We start from the raw sequence: 25,351 nt of genomic DNA, 5'->3' as shown, positions 1-25,351 counted from the left end.
AACGCGGTCAGCTTGCCGGGTTAGACGCGTTATACATGTTGTTTGTTTCAAAATGGAATGGCACACTTTGAGCTTTCTTGACTGAACGATATCCATGCGTCTCAGAACTGCCGCCCGCGTCGTCCCCTTCCTCCTGTGTGCCGGCTGGGCCACAGCGACTGTCCCGACGCCGCGCGTCTCGCCGCTGCAGGTCATTGCTGACCTGTCCCGGCAGGAAACGCAGCGCCTGTATGCGCAAGCAATTGCGTACAGAGAAGGTGATGGTGTGCGGCAGGACCATTTCCGTGCTGCTGAACTGTTCCGCGTCATTGCCGAACGCGGGCACGCTGGTGCCCAGCTCGACCTGGGTTATGCATACGAGCAGGGTGAGGGCGTACCGCGCAGCGTTGGCGAGGCAATGCGCTGGTACCTCAAGTCTGCCGAGCAGGGCAATGCGATTGCGCAGCACAACCTTGGCCTGATGTACCGCAACGGTACCGGTGTTGCGCAGGACCCCGTCCAAGCATTCGGCTGGTTTCGGAAAGCAGCCCAGCAGGGGTATGCGCGCGCGCAGCGCGACCTGGGCACGGCCTACGAGGACGGCAACGGCGTTGACAAGGACCTGGCGGAAGCCGTGCGTTGGTACCGGAAAGCGGTCGACCAGGGCGATCCCACTGCGCAAGCGGATCTCGGCTGGCTGTATATGCAAGGCGAAGGTGTGGCGCAGGACAAGAAAAAAGGCATCAATCTTCTTCGAAAAGCTGCACTCCATGGCAATTCGTTCGCGCAGTTCCAGCTCGGACGTGTCCACGAGACGGGCAACGGCATTCCGAAGGACGAGGCCGCCGCAATCGACTTGTATGAAAAGGCGCTGGCCGGCGGCCAGGACGAAGCCCAGGTGCGCCTGGCCCGGCTGTATCTCGACAAACTGGGCGGACCGGCTGGCGAGCACCGGGCCCAGGCCTGGCTGGACGAGGCCGAGGCCAAGGCGAAGGCCGGGGAACCCGGCACGTCCGACATTTTTTATCGGTTGGCGATCCTCTACAACGAACTCGGCAAGCCGGTGCAGACGGAAAGCATGGCCCGGCGCGGCCTGGCGATTGCCGAGCGGGCGCCGGAAGACGGCAAAGCGCTGCTGGAACTGCTGCCGCAGCTGGCCGCGGCGCTTTCCCAACAGATGAAGTTCAGCGCCGCCCATCCGTACCTGAAGCGCCTGGTGACGCTCATCGAGGGCATGCCCGACAAGGATCCGGAGCGGCTGCAGCGCGCGTTGCGGGCATTTGCACTCAACCACCACAACCTGGGGGAGCTTGCGCAGGCCGAAGCCTTGTACCTGCGTACGCTCGGGATGCGCGAGCAACTGTATGGGCGCGACAGTCCAGCCGTACTCGAGGTACTCGACAAGATGTCCGCCCTGTATAACGTGACCGAAGAATTCGGGAAGGCAGAGGCCGTATTGCAGCGGCTGTTGGCGGCGCACAAGGCAGGCGCCGGCGGCGACGACACGAAACTGGCCTCAATCCTGGGCAATCTCGCTCTCATCCACTGGGCGCGGGGAGATTTTACCCAGGCCGAGCTGCTGAACAAGCGTGCGCTTGCCATCAGGGAGAAGCTGGAGGGAGCACAGGGAAAGGGAGTTTCCTCGACGCTGAACAACCTGGGGTCGCTGTACCAGAGTCTCGGCCGGTATGAGGAAGCGGAAAAAGCCTTCGAGCGCGCCCTGGCGATCAAGTCAGTGGCATATGGCCCGGAACATTACAGCATTGCTGCCTCGCTCAACAACCTCGGCGGCCTGTACGACGCAATGGGACGCTATGCGCAGGCCGAAACGATGTGTACCCGGGCGCTCGCCATGGGGGAAAAGCTGCTGGGACGCGATCATCCGGAGCTGGCCTATGCCCACCATGCGCTCGGTAGCGTGTATGCGCATCAGGGCAAGTTCAGCCAGGCCAAAGATTACCTCGAGCGTGCGCTGGCCGTGCGTGAACGCACGCTTGGCCCGGAACATTCGGAGATTGCCGCCACGCTGCACGCGCTCGGCGCCATGTACCTCGCCCAGGGCCAGGCGGCGAACGCCGAGCCGCACTTGGTGCGCGCGCTGTCGATCAGGGAGCGGGTGCTGCTGCCGAGTCATCCATATGTCCACGCGACGCGAAAGCAGCTGGCCGATTTATACCGGCAGACTGGACGGGAAGCGCTGGCCAACGCGCTGGCGCCACGCGCAACCGCGGGCAAGGGCTGACGCGCCGTTGCCCTGCGGGCCGCGCTGGTCCTATTTGTCGACCACCATCTCGAACCCGCCCCAGATCATGCGCTTGCCGTCGAAGGGCATGTTTTCCGGTTTCATGAATTCGGCCATGCGCGGGTCGTGCATGACCTTGTCGTTGACCTCGTCGCGTTTGGCGCGCGATTCGTAGACGATCCAGGCAAACACGACGACTTCGCCCTCTTCGAGGTTGACGCTCTGCGGAAACGAGGTCAGCTTGCCGGGTTTGACGTCGTCGCCGATGCATTCGCGATACTCCAGCGCACCGAGCTCGCGCCAGATGTCTGCACATTTGTTGGACATGTCCCAGTAGGCGTCCAGCTTGGCCGTGGGGACCGGAATAACGAAACCATCGACATAGGCCATGATCGTTCTCCTCTGTTTGGGTATCGTTGAGACCTCGCCGGCCTCGGAAAAATCCCGCTAGCGCTTGCCCGGCGGCGTGCTGCCTGCCGTCTCTTCCTCCACGATCGTGTAGACGCCACCCGCGGTGGCGCCGGCCTTGTGCTTCCGCGCGCGCAGGTCGCGATACACTGCCGCGCGCATGATCAGCATCGACACCACGGGCGCCGTCATCAGCAGGAAAACGGCAATGATCACTTCATGGATCACCAGGCGCGCCTGCGTTGCCGTGAAATACAGCATCGAGGCAAGCAGGATGCAGCCGGCGCCGAAGGTGATGGTGATCGCCGGGCCGTGGATGCGCTTGTAGAACGTGGGCAGGCGCAAGAGGCCGAGCGCGCCGATCAGGGCGATGGTCGCGCCCAGGATCAGCAGCAGCGAGACGGGCAGCGCGGCCCAGGCCGGCAAATCGGGAATGCCGCTCATTCGATGATCTCCCCGCGCATCAGGAATTTCGCCAGTGCGACCGTCGAGACGAAGCCGATCAGCGCAATCAGCACCGCCACTTCGAAATACACTTGCGTGCCAAAGCGGATGCCCAGCACCAGCGCCAGCAGCATGCCGGCAATCCACAAGGTGTCGAGCGCGAGCACGCGGTCGTGCGCGGACGGGCCGATCAACAGGCGCAACGCGCACAGCATCATCGCCACCAGCACGCACACGAGTGCATAGGCGATGGATAGTTCAAGCAAGGTCGCCACAGGCGCTCTCCGTTTCAAGGATGTGTTTCAAAGATGTCGATCAGGGGCTGTTCATAGCGCATTTTGATGGTGTTGATCCACCATCCTTCGTCGTGCAGGTCGAACACGTGCAGCGACAGCTCGTAGCGTTCCGGCAGGATTTCGACCCAGACCGTGCCCGGCGTCATGTTGAGCAGGCAGGACAGCATGGCCAGGCCGTAGGGATCGCGGATCGACAGGGGCACGCGGATGAACTGGGAATTGACCGTCCTGTGATCCGAGAACAGGATGATGCGGCTGACGTTGAAGCAGGAGCGCGCAATCTCGACCGTCGCCATGCGCAGCAGGCGCAGCAGGGTAAGAGGTGCGCGCATGCGCGGATAGCCGAGCGGCTGCAGGCGTTCCACCAGCAGCGGTACGGCAATGCCGAGCACGGCGCCGAGCAGGATGCTGGCGGCGTCGAAGGCCTGGTTCAGCAGCAGCCACAGCGCGCACAGCACCGTCGAGACGACCAGATGCGGCAGCCAGCGCCTGATGAGGCCCTTCATGGCGCCTCCGGCCGGCTGGTGGGGCCGGGCAGGGCCGGTTCGCCCAGCACCCGGCGTGCATACTTGCCCGGGTCGTGCAGGTCGGCGCTGGCGCGGCCGAGATAGTCGAACAGCGGGCGCGCCTGCACCGTCATCGCCACCGACAGCAGCAGCAATACGCTGACCGGCGCCACTTCCGACAGCTGCAGCTTCGGCGGCGTTACCATTTCCGCGGCCCAGAAGGTGCGCACGCCATAGCGCAGCATCGAAATCAGGGCGACCAGGCCGGCAACGATGATCAGCGCCATCAGCGTCCAGCCGGTCGGGCCAATGGCGCCGCTGCCGGCTTCCGGATTCAGGAGCGCATGAAACATGCCGAATTTGGCGACGAAACCCGACAGCGGCGGCAGCCCGGCGATCATCAGGGCGCAGGCGGCAAAGGCGAGCGAGAGGAAGGCCATCGCCGCCGGCACGCCCTTGCCGCGCGGTTCGTCCGGGGTGTCTTCGACGGCCCAGGCTTCCATCGTCAGCGCCAGGATCGCCGCGCCCGGGGTGCGGATGCGGTCGATCAGTTCGATCAGCAGCAGGAAGGCGGCCACCGCCAGTGTCGAGCCGATCAGGTAGTACAGGCCGGCCGTCACCAGCGACGGCTGGCCGTAGCCGATCACTGCCAGCAGAGTGCCGGAGGAGACGATCGCGCTGTAGCCCGCCATGCGCCCGGCGCTGTCGGTCGAGAGCATCCCGGCGGCGCCGAATACGATGGTGGCCATGCCGCCCCACACTAGGGCGTCGTAGCCGAACCCGGCGGCGGCGCCCTCTTCGTCTCCGAACAGCAGCAGCCACAGGCGCAGGATGACGTAGGCGCCGACCTTGGTCATCAGCACCAGCATCGCCGCCACCGGCGGAGAAGCGGCGGCATAGGTGGTCGGCAGCCAGAAGCCGAGCGGCCACATGGCGGCTTTGGTCAGGAAGGCCAGCGCCAGCACCGCGACGCCGGTCTTCAGCAACCCGATCTCGCCTGGCGCCATGGTGCTGATGCGCAGCGCCACGTCGGCCAGGTTGAGGGTGCCGGTGGTCGCATAGATCAGGGCGGTGCCGAGCAGGAACATCAGGGCGGCCACCAGGTTGACCGCAATATATTGCATGCTCGCGCGCAGGCGCTCGGCGTTGTAGCCGTGCAGCACCAGGCCATACGAGGCTGCCAGCATCACCTCGAAGAAGACGAACAGGTTGAACAGGTCGTGCGTGAGGAAGGCACCGTTGATGCCCATCAGCAGGAACTGGAACAGCGGGTGGAAATGCACGCCGATCCGGCTCCAGCGCTGCATTGCATAGTGCAGGGCTGCCAGCGCCAGCACGGCGGTCAGCAGCAGCATGAGTGCGGACAGCCGGTCGGCCACGAGCGCAATGCCGAAGGGCGCCGCCCAGTTGGCCGCGAGATACACGCCAATGTCGCCCGGCCAGGCGCCGTTGTCGGCCTGCGCCATCAGCAGGCAGGCAGTGATCAGTTGGCCCAGTACCGAGGCGTAGCTCAGTGCAAACTTGAACCGGTGCCGGGCCTGGGTCAGCGGCACCAGCGCGGCGCCGCACAGCAGCGGCAGCAGGACCGGCAGGATGATAAGGTGGTGTGGCGTCATGTTTCCGGTTCCTCGCCGTCGACGTGGTCGGTGCCGGTGATGCCACGCGCGCCGATCATCACCACCAGGTACAGCGCCGTGGTGGCGAAGCCGATCACGATGGCGGTGAGCACCAGCGCCTGCGGCAGCGGATCGGCCAGTACCGACGGGTCGGGCACGGTGCCGGCCGGAGTGAACGGCGGCCGGTCGAGCCAGACACGACCCATGACGAAAATGAACAGGTTGACTGCATACGACATCAGCATCAGGCCGGCGAGCACCTGGAAGCTGCGCGGACGCAGCAGCAGCCAGATGCCGGCGCCGAACACGATGCCGATGGCGAGCGAAAGAACGGCTTCCATTACGCGGCTTCCATCATGCAATCTCCTTGGCCGGGGGAATGGTGCTGCGGGTGGCCCCGGGCGCGGCACGGTGGCTGCGCAGCGACTGGTGCGCCAGGGCGACAAGGATCAGCATGGTCGTGCCGACCACGACCAGGAACACGCCGAGGTCGAATACGAAGGCGCTCGGGATGTGAATCTCGCCCAGCAGCGGCAGGTTCAGGTGCGCGGTGTGGCTGGTGAGGAAGGGATAGCCGAACAGCCAGGCGCCCAGGCCGGTACCGCAGGCGGTGGCCAGGCCCCAGCCGATCCAGCGGTGGGGGCGCAGGCGCAGCTTCGATTCGACCCAATCGGTGCCGGCGACCATGTACTGCACGATGAGCGCGGTGGCAAAGATCAGCCCGGCAACAAAACCCCCTCCCGGCAGATTATGGCCGCGCATGAAGAAGTAGACCGCGATGATGCCCATGAAGGGCAGCAGGAAGCGCAGGTAGATGGCCGGGACCATGAGGTAACCGCTGCCGGCCTGCTGCGCCGGCGACTCGGTCGCGGCCGGGTCGACGTCGCTGGCCTGCTGTACGGGAATGGCGACGCTCTCGGGCGCCGGCCGGAAACGCCGCAGCAGCGCGTAGACGGTCAGCGCGACGATCGAGAGCACGGTAATTTCGGCCAGTGTGTCGAAGCCGCGGAAGTCCACCAGCAACACATTGACGACGTTGGCGCCGCCGCCCTCGGTCAGGGCACGTTCGAGGTAGAAGTCGCTGATGGTGGGCGGCGGCTTGCTCGAGAGCAGGGCGTAGGTGGCGGCGGCCAGCCCGAGGCCGCCTGCCAGCGCGACGGCGCCGTCGCGCGCGCGGCGCAGCCAGGTGCTGGGAGGGATGTGCGCCGCCAGGCCAGCTGGCGCCAGGCGCGGCGGCAGCCAGCGCAGGCCGAGCAGGATCAGCACCGTGGTCACGGTCTCGACCATCAACTGGGTGAGCGCCAGGTCCGGCGCCGACATCCACAGGAAGGTCAGGCTGGTGACGACGCCGGTGCCGCCGACCAGGATCAGGGCGACCAGGCGGTGGTATTTCGCCTGCCAGGCCGCGCCCACCGCGCAGGCGGCGCCGATCACCCACAGCAGGGCGAACAGCGGGTCGAGCGCGGACAGGCGCAGCGCCGGCAGCACGGGCAGGGGCCGCACCACCAGCAGCGGCACGGCTACCATCGCGACCATCAGCACCAGCAACTGCAGCTGCAGGCGCCGGGTGCCGGTCCAGTGCAGCAGCCAGGCCGCCGCCTGCGACAGCGCCAGCAGGGTGCTCTCGTAGGCCTGGGCGCCATTCAGCCGGTACAGGACCGGTACTTCGTCGCGCTCGGCCAGGCCTGCGTAGCGTCGCAGTACGACGTAGAACAGCACACCGCCGGCCAGCGCCGCCGCGCTCATCATGAGCGGCAAGTTGAACCCGTGCCAGATCGCCAGGCTGTATTCGGGCAAGGGAGCGCCCAGCACCGACTGCGCCGCCACGGCCAGCACCGTTCCGACCGCGCGCTCGGGCATGATGCCCACCACGATGCACAGCACCACCAGGCATTCAACCGGGAAACGCATCCAGCGCGGCGGCTCGTGCGGGTCCTGTGGCAGGTTTTTCGCCAGCGGGCCGAAAAACACGCTGATGAAGCGCAGCGAGTAGGCGACGCTGAACACGCCCATGGCCACGGCCGCGTACGACATCCACCAGTTCTCGGTGCCGCCGACCTGCATCGTTTCGCTAAAAAACATTTCCTTCGAGAGGAAGCCGTTGAGCAGCGGCACGCCGGCCATGGCCGCGCTGGCGACGATGGCGAGCGCCGCGGTGTAGGGCATGGCGCGCCCCAGCCCGCGCAGCTCGAGCATGTCGCGGGTGCCGGTCTCGTGGTCGATGATGCCGACCGCCATGAACAGCGAGGCCTTGAACACCGCGTGGTTCATCGTGTGGAAGATCGCCGCCACCACCGACAGCGGCGATCCGATGGAGAGCAGGACGACGATCAGGCCCAGGTGGCTGATGGTGGAATAAGCCAGCAGCCCCTTCATGTCGTTCTGGAAGATCGCGAAGAAGGAACCGATCAGGAGGGTACATACGCCCGCGGCGCCGAGGATCCAGGTCCATTCCGGGGTGCCGGAGAGCGTGGGCCAGAGGCGGATCAGCAGGAACACCCCGGCCTTGACCATGGTCGCCGAGTGCAGGTAGGCCGATACCGGGGTTGGCGCGGCCATCGCGTGCGGCAGCCAGAAGTGAAAGGGAAATTGGGCGCTCTTGCTCAGCGCGCCGAGCGCCACCAACACCAGCACCGACCGGTACCAGTCGTGGGCTCGCACCTGGTCGCCAGCGGCGAGCACGGCGTCGAGGTCGTAGCTGCCGACGATGTGGCCGAGGATCAGGACCCCTGCCAGCAGGCACAGTCCGCCGATGGTGGTGACCGTAAAGGCCATGCGCGCGCCGCGCCGGGCGTCGTTGCGGTGTTGCCAGTAACCGATCAGGAGGAAGGACGTGACGCTGGTGAGTTCCCAGAACACGACCAGCTGGATCAGGTTGCCGGACAGGACCACGCCGAGCATCGAGCCCATGAAGGCGAGCATGTAGGAAAAAAAGCGCGGCACCGGGTCGCGCCGCGACATGTAGTAGCGCGCATACAGCAGCACCAGCAAGCCGATGCCGAGCACCATCACGGTAAACACCCAGGCCAGGCCATCCATGCGCAGCACGAGATCGAGCCCGAACCCGGGCAGCCATTCGTAGCGCTGGTACAGGACCTCGCCTTCGCCGACCCTGCCGAAGGCATGGATGGCAAGCACCAGCGCCGCCAGCGTGACGGCGCCGGCGACCGCCGCCGGCCGGTCCCGGCTGCTGTTCGGCAGGCAGGCGGCGATGAGCGCGCCGATGAAGGGGAGCAGGACGAGCAGGGTCAGCATCGGCGTGACCAGGGACAAGGTGCCGGCAGATGCGCCGGCAGATGTGCATGCGGCGGCGCACCGGCAAGATGTTGTGGCACTACCGCATTCGTGCGTTGGTTCACTGCGCCTCCGGACAGACTCGAACCAGCGCTAATTTACCGGGTTTGCGCCGCCAACGGCACGCATTAGCCGAGCCGGCCGGTGGGCTGGAGGGACGGGTTCAGCCCAGTGCCGCCTCGATTGCCGCCACCAGCGCCGGATCGTCCGGCTTGACGTCGGGAGCGAAACGGGAGATGACCGCACCGTCGCGCCCGACCAGGAATTTCTCGAAATTCCACATCACGTCCGACGGGTTCTTCGGGCTCAGGCCATGCTGGGCCAGCTTCTCGGCGAAGGTGCTGCCTTCCGCCTGGCGCGCCTGGGGCTGGGCGGCGACGAGCTCGCGATACAGCGGGTGGCGCGCTTCGCGGTTGACCTCGAGCTTCTGGAACATGGGAAAGTGCACGCCGTAGTTGCGCTGGCAAAAGTCCGCGATCTCGGCCTCGTCGCCCGGTTCCTGGGCGCCGAAGTCGTTGCAGGGAAAGCCCAGCACCGTCAGGCCGCGCTCTTCATATTTCTCGAACAGTTTTTCGAGGCCGGCATATTGCGGCGTGAGGCCGCATTGCGAGGCGACGTTGACGATCAGCATGACTTTGCCGCGGTAGTCGCCGAGCGTGGTTTCCTGGCCCTCCAGGCGGCGCAGCGGAATGTCGAACAAGTTGGCGCTCATGGGTTCTGTCCTTGATATGCGGAAGGCATATCCTACCCCGTGGCGCCGAAGCGTGCTGGCAAACGTGACAACTATGGTCCGGCTTGACGGCATGGAAGCGCAGGTGCTTTTGTCGGACAGGTGTGTGATCGCGATACACGTAGTGTGGACGGCTATACGGGGCGGCCGGCGCTCACGCGGCATGGGTGCCGTCCACGCGTTCAACTGCCGGGTGACCGGTCGCGAATGATCGTCGGATTGCTGAACGCGTGGACGGCGCATCTGCCGCGTGTCGCGCCCGCTGCCGGGTATAGTCGTCCACCCTACGACTGCTGGTCAATTCAACGGCCGGCCGCCGCGTTATCCAGCTCGGTCAGCTGCTTGATCCGGCGCGCCGTCAGCAGCGCGCGCCAGCCGGAACCCGGCACTTGCGGGTGGCGGATCGAGCCGAACAGTTCCATCGCATCGCGGTAGGCCAGCCAGGCGCGCTGGGTCTTCTCGACGCCGGTCTTGCGGATCGTGCCGAGGTAACTGACGCTGGCGGGGCGGGTCAGCATGAAGCGGCGGTAGGTCTCGTTCATCTTTTCCTCGAGGGCGGCGAACTCGCCTTCCGAGAAGCGTGGCGCCTTGCCCCCTTCGGCATCGAGGACGTCGGCGCTGAAGGTGTCGAGTTCCTGTGCCTGGGTATCGAGCTGCAGCGAACGGGTGGCGCCGCTGCCGGCGTCGGTTTCGTAATCGACGCGGTGCTGGGCGAAATACTGGGCGGCCTTCATCGCCATGTCCAGTCCCAGCTGTTCTTTCTCGCTCCAGCCGCGCGCGACGGTTGCAAGCTGGGCTGCGCGCGACTTGTCGCGCTGGCGCTCGCGCACGGCCGCGCACTGGCCGCGCATGTCGGCACTGGCGACGTCGTCGCAGACGTCGAGCGCGGCGCGGTCGCCGCCGCTGGCGCGCCGCCTCACGTGCTGGACCCGCGCCTTCATTTCGTTCACCGGGCTCTGGATACTGCAGGCGTACTTCAGGGCCAAATCGAAGTTCGGCGTCATGCCGGCGCCATTCGCGTACAGCATCATCAACACGCCATGGGCCTCCGTGCGCACCGCGCAGGCGCGCACCTTTTCCCAGTCGGCCTTGCCGGCCTCCGGCGCATTCAGGGCATCGTAATACAGGGCGCCGGCATCGCAAGGCTCGCTTTTGCCGGGGCGGGCCGCCGGCTGGTGCTCGCGCGGCAGCTTGTGTCCCGCCACGCGCAGGCATTGGCGGTACCAGTCGGTACTGCGCAGGACTTCCGGCGGGGCGCCGTACACGTTCGGGTAGGGCGCTGCCTGGACGGCGCCGGCCAGCAGGCCCGCGGCGAGAAATGGCCAATGACGAGACCAATAAGCACGGGACATCGCATTCTCCTCAAAAGTTTCCTGTTGGAAGCTTTAACGCTACCGCGAGCCGGACTCGTCGGTGGTGAGGTGGCGCAACCGGAGCATCAGGACACCGCTTAGCCCTCGTCCGGAATGCTCGCCTGCTGAGTGTTTTCTCAAGGCTTTTTACATTCCGTAACGGGGGTGTTGGTCCTTCTTAAGTGGAAATTAAGTGATTGCGTGCAATAGAACCAACAGCTCATGCAGCCCTGTTAATTACTTGATTTTTCGACTGTGATCCTCACGCAACGCGCGTAAATTTTTTCCGCATGGAAATTGGAATACCCCGATTCGGATGCGTAAAATTGCCGCCCATCAGCTTCCTGACGCCAACTGTTTCGTAGGTTGGCGTTTGTTTTTTATACCCCTGTTAGCAGTCAGTTACGAACGGTAGAGCGACAGAACTCTACCGACTGGAGACATCCGAGAGCGCGAACGCTCCGGAAAACCCTGACGCACCAGGCTCATTTCATCGATTTAGGAAAAATGCACACTTCTGTTACCGCTGTCCCCGCCCCGATCTCTTCGTCGCGTCGCTCGGTTCTCGTTCAAGTCCAGGATTACGCACTGCCGATCCTGTTTGCCCTGTTTGGCCTGGTCATGGGTTCGTGGGCCGGTCGCATTCCCGCCCTTGCCGAGCGCGTGCATGTGTCGCACTCGGCCCTGTCGATGGTGCTGCTGTGCGGCGGCGTCGGCGCCCTGCTGTCGTTCCCGATTTCGTCTTTCCTGATGGGTAAGTTCGGCGCGCGCAAGTCGCTGCTGATGTCCGGCCTGGCCCTGCTGGCCGTGCTGGTGTCGATCGGCATGGCGCCCACCGTGTCGCGCCTGATGATGGCCGTGCTGATGCTTGGCATCACCGCCAGCGTTTACGATGTCGCGATGAATTCGGCCGCGGCCAAGCGCGAAAAGCAAACCGGCAAGTCGGAAATGTCGATGCTGCATGGCCTGGCCTGCGGCGGCGGCCTGGTCGGCGCCACCCTGGGCAGCCTGATGGCCAGCCTGAAGATCGCGCCAGCCACCCACTTCATCATGCTCGCCGGTCCCCTGGCCGTAGTCCTGTGGGGCGCCTGCCAGATGCTCGACGCGAACGACAGCGTGGAGCAGGTCGAAAAGAAGAAATTCGCGCTGCCGCGCGGTCCGGTAGCACTGCTGGGCCTGCTGGGCTTCCTGGGTTCGATGTCGGAAGGCAGCATCGCCGACTGGAGCGGCGTGTTCCTCAAGGAGCATTTCGACGTGACCGCTGGCGTCGCGCCGCTGGGCCTGACCTGCTTCTCGGCGATGATGCTGATCTCGCGCCTGGTCGGCGACAAGCTGAAGGTCCGCTTCGGCGCCCAGCGCCTGGTCACCAGCGGCGCCATGCTCTCTGCCGCAGGCCTGTTCTTTGCCGTCCTGTCGCCGAACGCGTATTTTGCACTGGGCGGCTTCGCGGTCGCCGGCCTCGGCCTGTCGCTGCTGTTCCCCTTCGTGTTCAGCGCGGCCGGCGCCCAGGGCCCGGTGGCACTGGCCGGCGTGGCCAGCATGGCCTACAGCGGCACCCTGATGGGCCCGCCGGTGATCGGCGCCATCGCCCACCACGTCGGCATGCAGATGGCCATCGGCTACGTCGGCGGCCTGTCGCTGGTCATCGCCCTGGTTGCTGCCCGTACCCGCCTGCTGAAATAAGCCCTTTAGTATTGAAGTTGGGCCGGCAGCTCGTACCGGCCAAATCAAGTAGTGCCGGCCCAGGTGGCCGGCACTACGTCTTTTAACCACTGTCGTGGCGACACTCCCACCAGCCCGGTAAACGCCCGCGTGAATGCGGGCGCGCTCGTATAGCCGGCCTGGGCGCTGACCACCTTCACCGGCATGCCCTTGCGCAGCAGGTCCTGCGCCAGGCCGATGCGCCAGCGCGTCAGGTACTCCCCCGGCGGCATCCCCACCACATTCCTGAAATGCTCGGTAAAGCGGGCGCGCGACATGCAGGCCTCGCGCGCCAGGGTTTCCAGCTGCCAGGGTTCGTCCGGGCGTTCGTGGATCGCGCCCAGCGCGGGCGCCAGCTGGCGGTCCGCCAGCCCGGCCAGCAATCCGACCGACAGCGTGCCGTGCTCGAATTCGTGGCGCAGCACCTGGATCATCAGCACGTCGCACAGGCGGTCGAGGATCACCTCGCGCCCCTGGTTGGCGCACGAGGCTTCGGCAAACAGCAGTTCCAGGGTGTGTTCGAGCGCGCGCACGTTCGAGAAGGGCAGGTACAGGCATTCCGGCAGCGCGCGCGCCAGCGGATTGGCGCCGCCGTCTTCGAAACAGATGTGGGCGCACAGCAGCTTGGCGCTGGCGCCCTCGGGAATTTCCAGCGCGTGGGCGCTGCCGCGCGGATAGAACACCATCGCCGGCACCTCCACCCGCAAGGGCGGCGCGCCCTCCCGGCGGAAGATCACGGGCCCGCTGCGCACCAGGTGCAGCTGGCCCGCCGAGCTCTCCTCGGCAAACGCATTGGCATCGCAAAAGACGCCATTGAAAAACACCCGGGCGCGAAACGAGTACCGGCCGACCAGCGACGAGATCTTGTCCATAAGCTCCATTCTTGATGTGCAGCCTATTCTGGACGATCTGCAATCTTTTGAGAAGCGGGACGGGTGTTTTTTCCTTTGCGCCTAGAGGTCGGGCCAGAGCGTTCGATGCAAGGCCGCGAGCTGTTCGGGCGGCAGGCGCGGCACCCGGTCGATCGTCATGAGGCCGTTCTGCTCGTGCTCGACGTCGGTCAGCTGGGTGTAGCACAGCCCGGCGAGGAAGGGCAGCGAACCGAGGCCCTCCATCAGCGTGCGGTAGCGCTGTGCCAGCTCGTCCTCGTTGCGCACGTTGCCGTAGTGGTCGTAGAGGCGGTCGCGCCGCCGCTCGGGCCGCTCCGGCGCCAGCAGGTAGCCGCCGACTTCGGAAAACACGATCGGCTGGCCGCGGTACTGGGCGCCGGGCAGGAACAGCGCCTTGCCCTTGTGCCAGCCGGTCTCCGGCGGCAGGCCGTTCAGCCGCGTGCTGGCATAGCGTTCGAGCAGCGCTTCGACCGGATGCGAATAATCGTGGATTGTGCAGACGTCGGTCACGTCGGTATGCTGCCAGCCGTCGTTGTCGATGACGGGGCGGGTCGAGTCGACCAGGCGCGTGCGCGACACCATCCGTTCCAGGAAATCGTGCTGGTGCGGGTGGCGGATGAGTTCGGGAAAACCGAAGCTTTCCACCACCGGCACCCAGGCCACGATAGCCGGGTGGTTGGCGTCGCGCATGACGGCGCGCAGCCATTCGATTTCGAGGCGCTCTTCCGATTCCTCGGACCACGAGCGCGCGTTCGGCATTTCTTCCCACACCATCAGGCCGAGCCGGTCGCACCAGTAGAGCCAGCGCTCGTGCTCGATCTTCTGGTGCTTGCGCACGCCGTTGAAGCCGAAGCGCTTGGCCCACACCACGTCCTCGCGCAAGGCGTCGTCGGAAGGCGCGGCCAGCAGGGTGTCGGGCCAGTAGCCCTGGTCGAGGGCCATCAGCAGGAAAGTACGTTTGCCGTTCAGGTGGAACCAGCCGTCCTTCAGTTCGATCGTGCGCAGGCCGACGTACGACTCGACGCTGTCGACCAGCTGGCCGCGGTGCAGCAGGCGCACGCGCAGGCCGTACAGGTGCGGCGCGTTCGGCGACCAGGGCTTCGGGTCGGGGATGCGCGTGCGCAGCTCCAGGCTGGCGCCGCGGCTGGAGGTCCAGGTACTGGCGCACACGTGGGTCGAGTCGAGGTCGTCGAACACGTCGAGCTCGGCTTCCCACTCGCTGAAGGGGCCGTGCAGGTGCACCGTGACGGCGAGCGTCCCGCCCGGATCGGCTTCGACCACGCGCAGGTAGTCGATCCGCAGCGGCGCCACCGGCTCGAGCCAGACGTTCTGCCAGATGCCGCTGGTGCAGTAATAGTAGATGCGCACCGGGGTGCCCGACGCGGACTGCTTGCCGCGCGGCTGATAGGGGTCCTGGCGGTCCTCGACCCGCACCGTCACGCGGTTCTGGCCGGGGCGCAGGTAGGGCGCGATGTCGAACGAGAACGGCACGTGGCCGCCCCGGTTGCGGCCCGCCACGCGGCCGTTGACCCAGACGTCGGCACGATAATCGACGGCGCCGAAGTGCAGCAGCAGGGCGCCGCTGTCCCAGCCGTAGGGAACGTCGAAACTTCGGCTGTACCACATCACTTCGTGGATCTCGCGGCTGCCGATGCCGGACGTCCTGGATTGGTAGGGGAAGGGCACCAGGATCCGCTGGGGCAGTTCGCGGCCATCGAACCAGCGCTCGGACAGGCCGAGGTTGGCGTCGTCGAAGGCAAACTCCCACCAGCCGTCGAGGCTGGCCCACTGTTGGCGCACCATCTGCGGACGCGGATAGGGCGCGCTCGGGGTGTCAAAGCTGCGCATGATATGGGTAGAACAGAGGTGGGGAAAGGGACTGGTTTTGTTTTGCGCTTGAATAAAGTGTACACCCGAATCGCATCGAACTTTCAAGTCCCCCGACGCCTCCAAACATGAGTTCACAACGCGTTTTTTCAGGCGGAGGCGACCATGGCGCACGGACTCGATGCACGCTCGATCACCCTCTATCACGACGCCGTTTTGCAGGCCGCATCAGCCGCTGCCGACGCGCCCCATGCGGGCGGCGGCGCCTGGACAGCCATCGCGGCCAACCACCGATTTAATTGTTTGCTGTGGCGCGAAGAAGACAAAGCGCGCCGGCAGGATGTCCCCGCCGGCGAGATCGCTGAAGGCAAGCACCGCATCGACGCTTATAACCAGCAGCGCAACGACGCCGTCGAGGCGATCGACGAGGCCATCCTCACGGCGCTGGCCGCAGTCACCCCCCCAATCACGCCGGCGCCGGACGCCCGGCTGTCGAGCGAGACTGCCGGCGCCATGATCGACCGGCTCTCGATCCTCGCGCTCAAAATCCACCACATGCGCGAACAGACCTTGCGCCTGGACGCCGGAGCGGCGCATGTCGACGCCTGCGCGGCGCGGCTGGGGCGGCTCGTCACGCAGCGCAGCGACCTGTCCGGCTGCCTCGACCGCCTGCTGCTCGAAGCGCGGGACGGGCGCGCCTACTTCAAGGTGTACCGCCAGTTCAAGATGTACAACGACCCGGCGCTTAATCCTTACCTGTACGGGGGCGCGCGCGCGTTCCAGGCGCAGGGCAGGCCGGCATGACGGCCGCATGACTGTGACCATGACGACGACCATCGATGTCCTCATTCCCACCTGCGAGCGGCCGGCGGCGCTGGCGGTGACGCTCACGGCGCTGGGCGCCTCAAGCACGCCGCCCATGCGCATCCTCATCTCCGACCAGTCCGAAAGCGCGCCTGCAGCCGGGCGGCCCGAGGTGGCGGCCGTGCTGCGCTACCTGCGCGCGCGCGGCATCGCTGTCGACACCCACCGCCACCTGCCGCGGCGCGGCATGGCCGAGCAGCGTGCCTTCCTGCTGGCGCAAGTGAGCGCGCCGTTCTGCCTCTACCTCGACGACGACGTGATCGTCGAACCGGACCTGCTGGCGCGCCTGCACGCGGCGATCGTCGCGCAAGGCTGCGGTTTCGTCGGCAGCGCCGTGCACGGGCTGAGCTACCTCGGCCAGGTGCGTCCGGAACAGGAACAAATCGAGTTCTGGGAAGGGCCGGTGGAACCCGAAACCGTACGGCCGGGCATGCCTGCCTGGGCGCGCCACCACCTGCACAGCGCCGCCAACCTGTTCCACGTGCAGTCGCGTATGAGGCACGGCAGCCCGGGGCACGCCCGCCCGGCGCACAGTGTTGACTCGCGCCTGTACCGGGTGGCCTGGATCGGCGGCTGCGTGCTGTTCGACAGCGCCCGGCTGCGCGAATGCGGCGGCTTCGGCTTCTGGCCAGGCCTGCCGCCGGGCCACTGCGGGGAAGACGTGCTGGCGCAACTGCGCGTCATGGAACGCTACGGCGGCTGCGGCATCCTGCCCTCCGGGGCCTATCACATGGAACTGCCCACGACCGTCACCACGCGCGAGGTCGATGCGCCGTACGCCCTGCTGGGCAGGGCGGGCGGCGCCGATGCGCTGCGCGGGCCGCAGTAGCCACACGGTGAGTAGCCACATGGTCGGGAGCCACACGGCCGGTAGCCACATGAGCGCGCGCCAGATGAAGGGGAAGCCAGGCGACGGGCGCCTGGCAGGCGTGCGCAAGATAGCCGTATTGCGTCCGAATGCCGTGGGCGATTTCGTGTTTGCGCTGCCGGCGCTGCATGCGCTCAAACGTGCCTATCCGGATGCGGAACTGGTCCTGCTCGGGCTGCCATGGCACGCCGCCTTCCTGGAGGGGCGGCCAGGTCCGGTCGACCGCGTGGTCGTGGTGCCGCCGATGGCCGGCATCGGCTTGCCGCCCGATCCGCCAGATTCGCCAGGCGACGCTGCGGCGCAGCGCTTTGTGCAGGCGATGCGCGGCGAAGGCTTCGACATCGCATGCCAGATGTATGGCGGCGGCAGGTATTCGAACCCCCTAGTGGCTTCCTTCGGCGCACGCCTGGCGATCGGCGCCAGGGCCGCCGACGCGCCGCCGCTCGAGCGCTGGGTGCGCCATGTGGAGCCGAACAATCGCCGCCTGGCCCTGCTCGAAGTCGCCGCGCTGGCCGGCGCGGTTGAGGTGACGCTGGGGCAGGAGCTGGCGGTCACGCCGGCCGACCGCGACGAAGCGGCGCACGTGTTATCGGAAGCCGGCGCAGGGCCTGCGTTGGCCGCAGGGGACGCGACGGCAACGCAGGAAGCGCGGCCGGGCGCGCCGCCGCCGTCCCCTCTCCTGGTGCTGCAGCCGGGCTCGACCGATCCGCGGCGCTGCTGGCCCGCGGCATCGTTCGCGGCCGTGGGCGACGCCCTCGCGCGCACGGGCGCACAGGTGGCGGTGAACGGCACCGCAGCCGAGGCGCCGCTGGTGCGCCGCGTGATCGAGGCGATGGAAACCCCCGCCATCGACCTGTCCGGCAAGCTGGGCCTGGGCGGGCTCTGCGGGCTGATCGAACGGGCCGCGTGCGTGGTGTCGAACGATACCGGTCCCCTGCACCTGGCGCTGGCGATCGGCACGCCCGCCGTCGGCATTTTCTGGCTGACCAACCTGATCGACGGCACGCCCTTGCGCCAGGGGCTGCTGCGCGCTGCACTGTCGCTGCGGCAGGATTGCCCGGAATGCGGTGCACCCAACCTGACCACCCGCTGTGCCCACGATGCCAGCTTTGTCGCTGACGTGCCGGTTGGGCAGGTTGTCGCCATGGCGATGGACTTACTGCGCGCAGGCGGGGGCGCCCCGCCGTGACGTGTTGTCCGCAATGAGCGTTCGCAGTGAGCGCTCTCAATGCGCCTACCAGTAAGGCCACAGCCCCGCGGTGCGCTGGCGTTCCGGATCGGTGCCGGCAAGGAGCGCGCGTGCGTGCTGCAGCACGGCGGCCGAGCGCTGGGCGTCGGGGTCCCAGATGCAGCGGTGCTTGTCGCGGTCGAGCGGTGCCCAGCGTGCGATGTCGGCCTTGCTGAAGATGACCACGCTTTTCAGGCGCAGGCCTGCGGCGATATGTGACACGCCGGTGTCGTTGCAGACCAGCAGGCGCGCGTTCTTCATGAGCGCGGCCATCGCGCCGATCGAGATCGGTGCGGCGGCATTTAGGGCCGGCGCCTGCATGTGGCTTGCCACTTCGTTCGCGAGGTCGGCCTCGTCGGCCGAGCCGGTCAGCACCACATTGACGCCGAATTCGGCGGCGAGGCGGTCCGCCACTTCGGCAAAGCGCTGCGCCGGCCAGCATTTGTCGCGCTTGCGGGCCCCAGGGTGCACGCAGATGTAGCTGCCGGACTTCAGGTCGGCGGCGATGCCGCTGGCCTCGAGTTCCTTGCGGTCGTCCTGCGCCAGTGGGAATTCGAGATAGTCGCCGACGGCGCTGGCGCCGAGGCGCTCGACCAGCCGCAACAGGCGGTCCGATTCCGCGCCCACTTTTGGATAGGGAAACAGGACGGTGTGTTCCGTGTTCACGGCCTCGCCATCGCAATAGCCGGCCATCGCACGGGCGCCGAACCCGGCCACGATGTCGTTCGTGACCGCGCCGTTGCCGTGCAACTGCAGCGCCAGCGTGGCGCGCCGCCCACAGAGGCCGGCGTAGAAGGGCGTGAGTTCCTCGTGGCGCATCGGCTGCTCCGGCAACATGGGGTGGCCGGGAAAGGCGGCGAAGTCGTCGATGTAGGTGTGGAAGCGCCGGGCGAACTGGCGTGCCCACGGCAGGCCGACGAGCGTGATGCGCGCTTGCGGCAAGGACGCGCGCAGCGCGCGCAGCGCGGGCACCGCACACAACATGTCGCCCAGGTGCAGCGCGCGAAACACGAGGATGGATTCGACCTCGAGTCGATGCAAGAGTGGACGCCGGGACACCGTTTCCTCCGTTGATGAGATGACGACATGGCCAGGGCGCCCGACAAAGCTCCATGGCGGATTGCATTCGTCTCGCCGTACTCGTGTACTGTCTTCGACAATGTGCCTTGCCCTGGAGCTTTGTCAGGCGCTCTTAGTCTTGATGCTTAATGCCGCAGCAAACGGTCCAGCACGTTGCGGGTGATGCGCTCGACCCTGCGGTCGCGCCCGTCGGCCAGCACCTGTGCCCAGTCGGTGGTGCCGGCCGAAAAGACGGTGCCGTTCCGCTCGAACAGGCCGAGCGTTGCCGCGTGCACGCCTTCGCCGGCCGCGTGGCGCTCGCGCGGCGGCAGTTCCTGCCAGCGGCGGTCGAGCGGACAGGCGGCGAGCAGCTGGTAGTCATCGGGTGTTCCGGTTTCGTCGGCCCAGGCCGACAGGGTGGCCATGCCGCTGGCGCGGTCGAAGGTATCGAGGGGCGCGCCATCGCATTCATAGCCGGCAAGCGGCGGCCAGGTGTCGGCGCCGAACGCGTCGCCACGTCCCAGGCCCGTGCCTTCGAATACCCAGTGGTCCGGCTGCTGCACGATGAAGCCGGGCGTGTGGCGCGCGCCGTCCCACCAGCCGCCACCGTGGCGGTAGCTGACGCCGGCCAGGCGGTCTTCGGGCCGCCCGGCGCCGCGCGCTGGCCACCAGTGGTCGAAGGCGCCGCGCGGCCCGCCCTGGTGGCAGACCAGCGCGCCAGCACCGTCGACCAGGTGCACGCGCCACCAGCACAGGTTGGCGGCGAAGAAGGCGAGGTTGCCGCCGCTGGCGACGAAATCCTCGACCGCGTCGCGCGTGGGCTCGGTCCAGTATTCGTCGTGGCCGGCCGATACCAGCAGCCGGTAGCGCAGCGGCAGGCCCGGGTCGGCATGGATGTCGAGGTCGGTGCAGAACTCCGGGGTATAACCCTGGCGCGCCAGCCAGCGGATGAAGCGGCCGTCCCAATGGGCGAAGGTCTGGCGCGCCGAAGTTGCGTCGTAATGGTCGGGTGCGCCCCAGGTCGGGCCGCCGATGCCGCCGCCGGGGCGGCGCAGCGACACCCGGGCGCCGGGCGGTTCGCTTGAAGCCGGCGGGTTGCAGTAGTAACAGCCGCCGCCGCTGAAGTTGTAGGCATGGTAGGTGGCCAGCGGCAGCTTGTAGAGCATGCCGCCGCGCCGGCCGGCAGCGCCTTGTCCGCGCACGACGAACAGGGCGGTGGCGGAGTCGAGCGCGAGCGAGAGCGGCGCCTTGCCTTCGGCTTCCTCGAGGTGCGCGACGTACACGCTTGAGGTCCAGTGCGCCGGCACCAGGAACTCGTAGGCTGGCCAGTCCCAGTCGTCGCCCGCGCCACGCTCGCGTGCGCGCTCGCCCGGCAGCCAGGATGAGCTGTGCAGTGCCTCGAAGCCATCGCGCCAGCGGTAGAAATGCACGCGAAAGCGCCGGCTGTCGGTGGCGACGTGCAGCACGAGGCGCTCGCCGGGCAGCACGCTGGCGCGGCCGGGGTAGGCATGAATCATTCCGGCAGCTCCGGCTCGACGCGTTTCTTGACGAGGTAGGGCGGCATCGCCAGCGCATGCAGCGGCATGCGCCGGAACGAGGCGACCGCCTGCGCCGGCGTTTCGACGATCGGCTCGTCCTTGCCGTTGAACGAGGTGTTCAGCAATACCGGCACGCCGGTGCGTTCGGCAAAGCCTGCCAGGAGGGCGCGCAGCAGCGGGTCGTCGTCCGGGCCGACGGTTTGCAGCCGTGCCGTGCCGTCCACGTGGGTGATCGCGGGAACGGTGCTGGCGCGCCCGGCCCGTACGGGCGCCGCGAACTGCATGAACGGCGAAGCGCCGGGCACGTCGAAATACGCATCCGCGTGCTCGGCCAGCACGACCGGCGCAAGCGGGCGGAACCATTCGCGCTGCTTCACCCGCGCGTTGATCCAGTCGCGGATATGGCTGCGGCGCGGATCGCCCAGGATGCTGCGGTGCCCGAGCGCGCGCGGGCCGAATTCGCTGCGCCCCTGGTACAGCGCCACGACCTTGCGCGCGCACAGCAGGTCGAGCATCCGTTCGCGCAGGGCGTGCTGGCTCGACAAGCGTTCGACGACCAGGTCGGGCACGTCCGCCAGGGCCGCGTCGATGGCTTCAAGCTGGGGCTGCGGCCCGAGGTAGTCGTCCGTCCAGCGGTAGTCGCACGGCGCTTTGGCAAGTTCCACCAGGCCGTACAGCGCGCAGCCGAGCGCGGTGCCGGCGTCGCTCGGCGCCGGCGGGATGAACACGCGTTCGAATGGGGTCTCGCGCAGCAGCCGTTCGTTGGCCGAGCAGTTCAGGGCGGTGCCGCCGGCGAAACACAGGTTACTCATGCCGGTGGCGCCATGCAGCCAGCGCGCCACCGCCAGCAGCGCGTCCTCGAACGCGCGCTGGCCCGCTGCCGCCAGGTTGGCGCATTCGGTAAAAGGGATGCCCGACGTGCCGTAGCGGAAGCGCCCGCGCTCGGCCAGCAGCCTGCGCCAGGCGGGCGGGATCGTCACCTGATGGCCGTCGACCGCGAGCGGCGGCAAGCCGAGCGCACGGGCGTTGCCGTGCGGCGCGAGTCCCATGACTTTGCCTTCGTTGCCTTCGCCGGGGAACAGGGCCTGGGTCAGCAGGAAGTAGAACATGCCGAGGCCGACGAGGCGGCTGTCGTCGCGGTCCCACAGCTGCTTGACGATGCAGTCGACCCGTTCGCGCGTCGCGGTGTAGAACGAGGACACTTCGCGCCAGTCGCCGGGCACGCTGCCGGCGCCGCTCCAGCTTTCGGTGAATTCGGCTGCGGGGCTGCCCTGGCCGTCGATGACCATGACCGCGGCCTCGCGAAACGGCGACGGGTGAAAGACGCTGTACAGGTGCGCCAGGTGGTGCGAGATGCGCGCGCGCCGGCAGCCGGGAGACAGGGCCAGGGTATCCAGCAGCTCGGCCTCGTAGTCGGGCAGGAAATCGATTTCGGCGTCCGACGAAAAGCATTCGACCAGCACGTCGACCGGCCGCTCGAGCCCCGGCAGGGCGGGAAGATAATGCTGGCGCAGGTCGCCCGGTTTGCCCCAGTGGTGCTTTTGCCGGGTGAGCCGTTCTTTCTGGATCGCCCACACCAGCTGCGAGCCGTGCATCAGGCAGATGCTGGCATCCTGGGTGCGGTTTATGCCGAGCACAACGGGTGCATCGTCCATCGTCTTCTCCCGGTTTTTATTCAAGGATGCAGCGATCCAGTCAGCACTTTGAGCGCCATGCAGGGTGAATAGTTCGGACTGCTGCACGCGTCTGATACAGGTCCGAAAAGCCGCGAAATGACGAAACTCGGCGGGCCGATCAGGGTCAGAAGCGAAGCACTTGTGCGCGGAAGCGACTCGTTGTTGAGGTCGCTGGAGTGGAAATTGCCGGGGCAGGCAGCGGACGCATGGCGGCGGCTCGCGGTATGATGATCTACCGACCTTTCCTTCGCCATCCGACATGCTGCATACGCCCCCCACCTTCACGCCGCTGATGGCGCCCCAGCTCCACGCCGAGCCGTTGACCTTCCTGTTCCATGGCGGCCGCCTGCTCGTGCGCGAGCACGACGCGGCGCTGCCGGATGCGGCGACGCTGGCGGCACTGGAACTCGATCCGGCCAATGTCCAGCCGGTCGGGCTGCTGGGCGAACGCTATTGCCAGGCCGGCTGGCTCGACCAGGAGGCGCTGCCGGAGGGCTATGCCTGGCGCGGCCTGCGTTCGCTGTTTTTCGGGGAGTTCGACGAGGCAATGTCGGGGCTGGCCGGACGGGCGGCGCAGATCGCCGAATGGGCGCGCACCCACCGCTTCTGCGGCGCCTGTGCGCAGCCGATGGCGCGGGTGGCGCACGAGCGCAGTTTTAAATGCGGCAACTGCGGGCACCTGGCCTATCCACGCATCTCGCCGGCGATGATGGTCCTGATCCGCAAGGGCGACAGCGTGCTGCTGGCGATGCACGTGGCGTCGCCCACGAAGCGTTTTACGCCGCTGGCGGGTTTCCTGGAGGCGGGCGAATCGATCGAGGAAGCGATCCACCGCGAGGTGTACGAGGAAGTGGGGCTGCGGGTCACCAACCTGCAGTATTTCGCGAGCCAGTCATGGCCCTTCCCGCATTCGCTGATGATTGCCTTTACGGCCGATTATGCGGGCGGCGAGATCCGCGTCGACCCGCTTGAAATCGCCGAGGCGCGCTGGTTCGGTCCCAATGACGAGTGGCCGGAGCGCGTGCCGCACATCTCGGTCTCGAGCGTGCTGGTGGACGCGCACCGGCCAGGTTCAGCTTAGGCAGCCGGCGCCGCGCGCACCTCGACTGCCTTCACCGCTGCGGCAGGCGCCGCCGGCGGATGGTCGGCATCGTTCGGACGTGTGCCCGTGCTGCGCAGCTGCACCGCGCGCTGCAGCAGGTCGAACCAGAACGGCGCACCGAACAGCGTGGTGGCCGCAGTCACGAACCAGCCGGCCGCCTGCAGCGCAAAGGCACTGTTGAGCACTGGCGGGAAGCTGGCCCAGCCGACCGGCAGGGCCAGCAGTTGCTGCAGCGTTTGGGCGTCGAGCGCGCCGGGCACGGCCCCGATGTGTGCTGCCAGTTGCGGCTGCTGCCACAGGGCGCGGAACAGGGCGATGCTGTCGATGTTGAACAGGATCGCCAGTAGCAGCGACAGCAGGAACGAGATCAGGAGCTGACGCCGCTTGTAGTTGCCCGACACGCGCTGCATGGCGTTGTCGAACCAGCTCGCCACCGAGCGCTGGAAGCGTTCCAGGTCGCCGCCCGCACGCGCATGCAGGGCCTGCAGCGCGAGCCGCACCTGCGGATCTTCAACCGCATCGATATCGGCGCGCAGGCGCGCGAAGTCGCCCGGTATCTTCTGGATGCTGTCGATCAGGGCGATCGCGAAATGCGCCGGTTCGACATAGGATGGCTTGCTTGCCAGCGTGCGCTCGTCGACCCGGGTGCCGTCGCTGTGCGGATTGACGAGCGGGTGCGCATAGACGGCCTGCGCTAGCGCCTCGAAACGCGGGTCGTTGAGCATGCTTTTGATACCCGCCAGCAGCGTGTTGGCGCGCAGCCGGAAGGCTGCCGCCAGCGCCTCCTGCACCGTGGCGACGATCAGCGCCACCGTCCCGTAACAGAACGTCAATCCGATTGCCACTTCCAGTACCGAGCTTCCGAACATAGGCCGCCTCCCATGGGTTAGGATCCTTAGAGCGCCTGACAAAACCGCCATGGCCGCGTTGCAGCGCCTCGCCGTACCCTCGTACTGTCTTCGGCGCCGCGCCTTGCCCTGACGTTTTTGTCAGGCGCTCTTGGCCCACGCTAGCGCAAGGGTGTACCGGATGAGTCCGGTTTGCTCAAGAAAACGGCAGCCAGCAAGCGCTTCCGCGCATTTTCTATATACTGGCGGCAATCGCATTTTCAGGCGCATTGTTAAGCGCATTTTTAAGGTTTCCCCTCATGTCTGACAAAGAAGCATTCACCGAACACGACTGGCGTCGTTTGCTGACCAGCCTCGGTGAAGATCCGAACCGTCCCGGCCTGCACGAAACGCCGGCGCGCGTGACCAAAGCCTGGAAACACTGGACCTCGGGTTACAACCAGGACCCGGTCGAAGTGCTGAAGGCCTTCGAGGACGGCGCCGAGCAATACAACGAGCTGATCGTGGTGCGCGGCATTCCGGTCTACAGCCATTGCGAGCACCACCTGGCGCCGTTCTTCGGCAAGGCCACCGTCGGCTACCTGCCGAACGGGAAAATTGTCGGGCTGTCGAAACTGACCCGCCTGGTCGACATCTTCTCCAAGCGCCTGCAGGTGCAGGAGCGCATGACGATGCAGATCGCCAATGCGCTGATGGAAGTGCTGGAACCGAAAGCCGTCGGTGTCGTCGTCAAGTGCCGCCACATGTGCATGGAAAGCCGCGGCATCCGCACCCAGGGCGAGGAAACCATCACCTCGTGCATGCTGGGCGAACTGCAGCCGAACCTGGCGCTGCGCACCGAGTTCCTGGCGCTGGCCCGCGACTGACCACGACTGATTGAGCG

Annotated in this window: 22 protein-coding genes; 7 read left to right on the top strand and 15 right to left on the bottom strand. The window is 66.8% G+C overall.

The features are described 5' to 3' along the window. The first annotated feature begins 94 nt into the window (after positions 1–94). A complete protein-coding gene (locus ACFPN5_RS08445) occupies positions 95–2,221 on the top strand; it encodes a tetratricopeptide repeat protein (protein WP_379782080.1) in 2,127 nt (708 codons plus the stop codon). A gap of 30 nt (positions 2,222–2,251) precedes the next feature. On the opposite strand, the gene ACFPN5_RS08440 is transcribed toward ACFPN5_RS08445, so the two are convergent. The 9 genes from ACFPN5_RS08440 to ACFPN5_RS08400 all read right to left on the bottom strand — a co-directional run bounded on the left by ACFPN5_RS08440 (position 2,252) and on the right by ACFPN5_RS08400 (position 10,867). Then, entirely contained in the window at positions 2,252–2,611 is a 360-nt protein-coding gene (locus ACFPN5_RS08440; protein ID WP_379782079.1) for a DUF1428 domain-containing protein, read from the bottom strand. A 57-nt stretch (positions 2,612–2,668) separates the two neighbouring features. Beyond that, positions 2,669–3,073 (bottom strand): monovalent cation/H(+) antiporter subunit G, encoded by a 405-nt coding sequence (gene mnhG / locus ACFPN5_RS08435; protein ID WP_379782077.1) that lies wholly within the window; start codon positions 3,071–3,073, stop codon positions 2,669–2,671. Beyond that, positions 3,070–3,348: a K+/H+ antiporter subunit F gene (locus ACFPN5_RS08430; RefSeq protein WP_379782075.1), complete on the bottom strand. Its 279-nt coding sequence runs from the start codon at positions 3,346–3,348 to the stop codon at positions 3,070–3,072. The genes mnhG and ACFPN5_RS08430 overlap by 4 nt, the downstream gene beginning before the upstream one ends. 14 nt (positions 3,349–3,362) lie before the next feature. Further along, positions 3,363–3,875, bottom strand: coding sequence for a Na+/H+ antiporter subunit E (locus tag ACFPN5_RS08425; RefSeq protein WP_379782072.1), 513 nt, complete (start codon positions 3,873–3,875; stop codon positions 3,363–3,365). Beyond that, on the bottom strand, positions 3,872–5,491 hold the full coding sequence (locus ACFPN5_RS08420; protein ID WP_379782070.1) for a monovalent cation/H+ antiporter subunit D: 1,620 nt from the start codon (positions 5,489–5,491) through the stop codon (positions 3,872–3,874). Before ACFPN5_RS08420 ends, ACFPN5_RS08425 begins: the two co-directional genes overlap by 4 nt. Then, a complete protein-coding gene (locus ACFPN5_RS08415; RefSeq protein WP_379782068.1) occupies positions 5,488–5,832 on the bottom strand; it encodes a Na+/H+ antiporter subunit C in 345 nt (114 codons plus the stop codon). Before ACFPN5_RS08415 ends, ACFPN5_RS08420 begins: the two co-directional genes overlap by 4 nt. 13 nt (positions 5,833–5,845) lie before the next feature. Further along, positions 5,846–8,746: a monovalent cation/H+ antiporter subunit A gene (locus ACFPN5_RS08410; protein ID WP_379782066.1), complete on the bottom strand. Its 2,901-nt coding sequence runs from the start codon at positions 8,744–8,746 to the stop codon at positions 5,846–5,848. 202 nt (positions 8,747–8,948) lie between these two features. After that, positions 8,949–9,497: a glutathione peroxidase gene (locus ACFPN5_RS08405; RefSeq protein ID WP_379782064.1), complete on the bottom strand. Its 549-nt coding sequence runs from the start codon at positions 9,495–9,497 to the stop codon at positions 8,949–8,951. 320 nt (positions 9,498–9,817) lie between these two features. Further along, on the bottom strand, positions 9,818–10,867 hold the full coding sequence (locus ACFPN5_RS08400) for a lysozyme inhibitor LprI family protein (protein ID WP_379782062.1): 1,050 nt from the start codon (positions 10,865–10,867) through the stop codon (positions 9,818–9,820). A gap of 507 nt (positions 10,868–11,374) precedes the next feature. Here ACFPN5_RS08400 and ACFPN5_RS08395 point away from each other — a divergent pair. Then, positions 11,375–12,550 (top strand): MFS transporter, encoded by a 1,176-nt coding sequence (locus ACFPN5_RS08395; RefSeq protein ID WP_379782060.1) that lies wholly within the window; start codon positions 11,375–11,377, stop codon positions 12,548–12,550. Positions 12,551–12,594: 44 nt separating this feature from the next. Here the strand turns inward: ACFPN5_RS08395 and ACFPN5_RS08390 are convergent, their stop codons facing one another. Both ACFPN5_RS08390 and ACFPN5_RS08385 read right to left on the bottom strand, forming a co-directional pair. Next, a complete protein-coding gene (locus ACFPN5_RS08390; protein ID WP_379782058.1) occupies positions 12,595–13,440 on the bottom strand; it encodes an AraC family transcriptional regulator in 846 nt (281 codons plus the stop codon). A gap of 81 nt (positions 13,441–13,521) precedes the next feature. Further along, positions 13,522–15,306: a glycoside hydrolase family 2 protein gene (locus ACFPN5_RS08385; RefSeq protein ID WP_379782056.1), complete on the bottom strand. Its 1,785-nt coding sequence runs from the start codon at positions 15,304–15,306 to the stop codon at positions 13,522–13,524. 144 nt (positions 15,307–15,450) lie between these two features. Between ACFPN5_RS08385 and ACFPN5_RS08380 the strand changes: the two genes are divergently transcribed. The 3 genes from ACFPN5_RS08380 to ACFPN5_RS08370 are packed head-to-tail and all read left to right on the top strand — an operon-like array spanning position 15,451 to position 18,206. Then, a complete protein-coding gene (locus ACFPN5_RS08380) occupies positions 15,451–16,089 on the top strand; it encodes a DUF4254 domain-containing protein (protein ID WP_379782054.1) in 639 nt (212 codons plus the stop codon). 7 nt (positions 16,090–16,096) lie between these two features. Then, a complete protein-coding gene (locus ACFPN5_RS08375) occupies positions 16,097–16,978 on the top strand; it encodes a glycosyltransferase family 2 protein (protein ID WP_379782052.1) in 882 nt (293 codons plus the stop codon). Between the two features lie 19 nt (positions 16,979–16,997). After that, positions 16,998–18,206 (top strand): glycosyltransferase family 9 protein, encoded by a 1,209-nt coding sequence (locus tag ACFPN5_RS08370; RefSeq protein WP_379782050.1) that lies wholly within the window; start codon positions 16,998–17,000, stop codon positions 18,204–18,206. 45 nt (positions 18,207–18,251) lie between these two features. Here ACFPN5_RS08370 and ACFPN5_RS08365 read toward each other — a convergent pair whose 3' ends face one another. The 3 genes from ACFPN5_RS08365 to ACFPN5_RS08355 all read right to left on the bottom strand — a co-directional run bounded on the left by ACFPN5_RS08365 (position 18,252) and on the right by ACFPN5_RS08355 (position 22,497). Further along, complete coding sequence (locus tag ACFPN5_RS08365; RefSeq protein ID WP_379782047.1) at positions 18,252–19,286, bottom strand: glycosyltransferase family 9 protein; 1,035 nt, start codon at positions 19,284–19,286, stop codon at positions 18,252–18,254. 164 nt (positions 19,287–19,450) lie between these two features. Continuing rightward, positions 19,451–20,821, bottom strand: coding sequence for a N,N-dimethylformamidase beta subunit family domain-containing protein (locus ACFPN5_RS08360; protein WP_379782045.1), 1,371 nt, complete (start codon positions 20,819–20,821; stop codon positions 19,451–19,453). Next, positions 20,818–22,497, bottom strand: coding sequence for a carbamoyltransferase family protein (locus ACFPN5_RS08355; RefSeq protein WP_379782043.1), 1,680 nt, complete (start codon positions 22,495–22,497; stop codon positions 20,818–20,820). Before ACFPN5_RS08355 ends, ACFPN5_RS08360 begins: the two co-directional genes overlap by 4 nt. Before the next feature lie 280 nt (positions 22,498–22,777). Here ACFPN5_RS08355 and nudC point away from each other — a divergent pair, with 280 nt between their 5' ends. Further along, the gene (gene nudC / locus ACFPN5_RS08350) at positions 22,778–23,599 is read left to right on the top strand and encodes an NAD(+) diphosphatase (RefSeq protein ID WP_379782041.1); all 822 of its coding nucleotides are present in this window, start codon (positions 22,778–22,780) and stop codon (positions 23,597–23,599) included. Here the strand turns inward: nudC and ACFPN5_RS08345 are convergent. Continuing rightward, complete coding sequence (locus tag ACFPN5_RS08345) at positions 23,596–24,489, bottom strand: hypothetical protein (protein ID WP_379782039.1); 894 nt, start codon at positions 24,487–24,489, stop codon at positions 23,596–23,598. The genes nudC and ACFPN5_RS08345 overlap by 4 nt on opposite strands. 278 nt (positions 24,490–24,767) lie before the next feature. Between ACFPN5_RS08345 and folE the strand changes: the two genes are divergently transcribed. Then, a complete protein-coding gene (gene folE, locus ACFPN5_RS08340) occupies positions 24,768–25,334 on the top strand; it encodes a GTP cyclohydrolase I FolE (RefSeq protein ID WP_379782037.1) in 567 nt (188 codons plus the stop codon). The last annotated feature ends 17 nt before the right edge of the window (positions 25,335–25,351 follow it).

This window comes from Massilia niabensis, assembly GCF_042655085.1.
GTDB lineage: Bacteria > Pseudomonadota > Gammaproteobacteria > Burkholderiales > Burkholderiaceae_D > Telluria > Telluria niabensis.
Note: the sequence above shows the minus strand (reverse complement) of the source record. Positions and strands in the feature narration are given on the sequence as shown.

Excerpts from the sequence above, each read along its gene's own strand:
- ACFPN5_RS08445 (WP_379782080.1), top strand. The coding sequence starts at position 95 with ATGCGTCTCAGAACTGCCGCCCGCGTCGTCCCCTTCCTCCTGTGTGCC.
- ACFPN5_RS08440 (WP_379782079.1), bottom strand. The coding sequence starts at position 2,611 with ATGGCCTATGTCGATGGTTTCGTTATTCCGGTCCCCACGGCCAAGCTG.
- mnhG (WP_379782077.1), bottom strand. The coding sequence starts at position 3,073 with ATGAGCGGCATTCCCGATTTGCCGGCCTGGGCCGCGCTGCCCGTCTCG.
- ACFPN5_RS08425 (WP_379782072.1), bottom strand. The coding sequence starts at position 3,875 with ATGAAGGGCCTCATCAGGCGCTGGCTGCCGCATCTGGTCGTCTCGACG.
- ACFPN5_RS08420 (WP_379782070.1), bottom strand. The coding sequence starts at position 5,491 with ATGACGCCACACCACCTTATCATCCTGCCGGTCCTGCTGCCGCTGCTG.
- ACFPN5_RS08415 (WP_379782068.1), bottom strand. The coding sequence starts at position 5,832 with ATGGAAGCCGTTCTTTCGCTCGCCATCGGCATCGTGTTCGGCGCCGGC.
- ACFPN5_RS08410 (WP_379782066.1), bottom strand. The coding sequence starts at position 8,746 with ATGCTGACCCTGCTCGTCCTGCTCCCCTTCATCGGCGCGCTCATCGCC.
- ACFPN5_RS08405 (WP_379782064.1), bottom strand. The coding sequence starts at position 9,497 with ATGAGCGCCAACTTGTTCGACATTCCGCTGCGCCGCCTGGAGGGCCAG.
- ACFPN5_RS08400 (WP_379782062.1), bottom strand. The coding sequence starts at position 10,867 with ATGTCCCGTGCTTATTGGTCTCGTCATTGGCCATTTCTCGCCGCGGGC.
- ACFPN5_RS08395 (WP_379782060.1), top strand. The coding sequence starts at position 11,375 with ATGCACACTTCTGTTACCGCTGTCCCCGCCCCGATCTCTTCGTCGCGT.
- ACFPN5_RS08390 (WP_379782058.1), bottom strand. The coding sequence starts at position 13,440 with ATGGACAAGATCTCGTCGCTGGTCGGCCGGTACTCGTTTCGCGCCCGG.
- ACFPN5_RS08385 (WP_379782056.1), bottom strand. The coding sequence starts at position 15,306 with ATGCGCAGCTTTGACACCCCGAGCGCGCCCTATCCGCGTCCGCAGATG.
- ACFPN5_RS08380 (WP_379782054.1), top strand. The coding sequence starts at position 15,451 with ATGGCGCACGGACTCGATGCACGCTCGATCACCCTCTATCACGACGCC.
- ACFPN5_RS08375 (WP_379782052.1), top strand. The coding sequence starts at position 16,097 with ATGACTGTGACCATGACGACGACCATCGATGTCCTCATTCCCACCTGC.
- ACFPN5_RS08370 (WP_379782050.1), top strand. The coding sequence starts at position 16,998 with ATGGTCGGGAGCCACACGGCCGGTAGCCACATGAGCGCGCGCCAGATG.
- ACFPN5_RS08360 (WP_379782045.1), bottom strand. The coding sequence starts at position 20,821 with ATGATTCATGCCTACCCCGGCCGCGCCAGCGTGCTGCCCGGCGAGCGC.
- ACFPN5_RS08355 (WP_379782043.1), bottom strand. The coding sequence starts at position 22,497 with ATGGACGATGCACCCGTTGTGCTCGGCATAAACCGCACCCAGGATGCC.
- nudC (WP_379782041.1), top strand. The coding sequence starts at position 22,778 with ATGCTGCATACGCCCCCCACCTTCACGCCGCTGATGGCGCCCCAGCTC.
- ACFPN5_RS08345 (WP_379782039.1), bottom strand. The coding sequence starts at position 24,489 with ATGTTCGGAAGCTCGGTACTGGAAGTGGCAATCGGATTGACGTTCTGT.
- folE (WP_379782037.1), top strand. The coding sequence starts at position 24,768 with ATGTCTGACAAAGAAGCATTCACCGAACACGACTGGCGTCGTTTGCTG.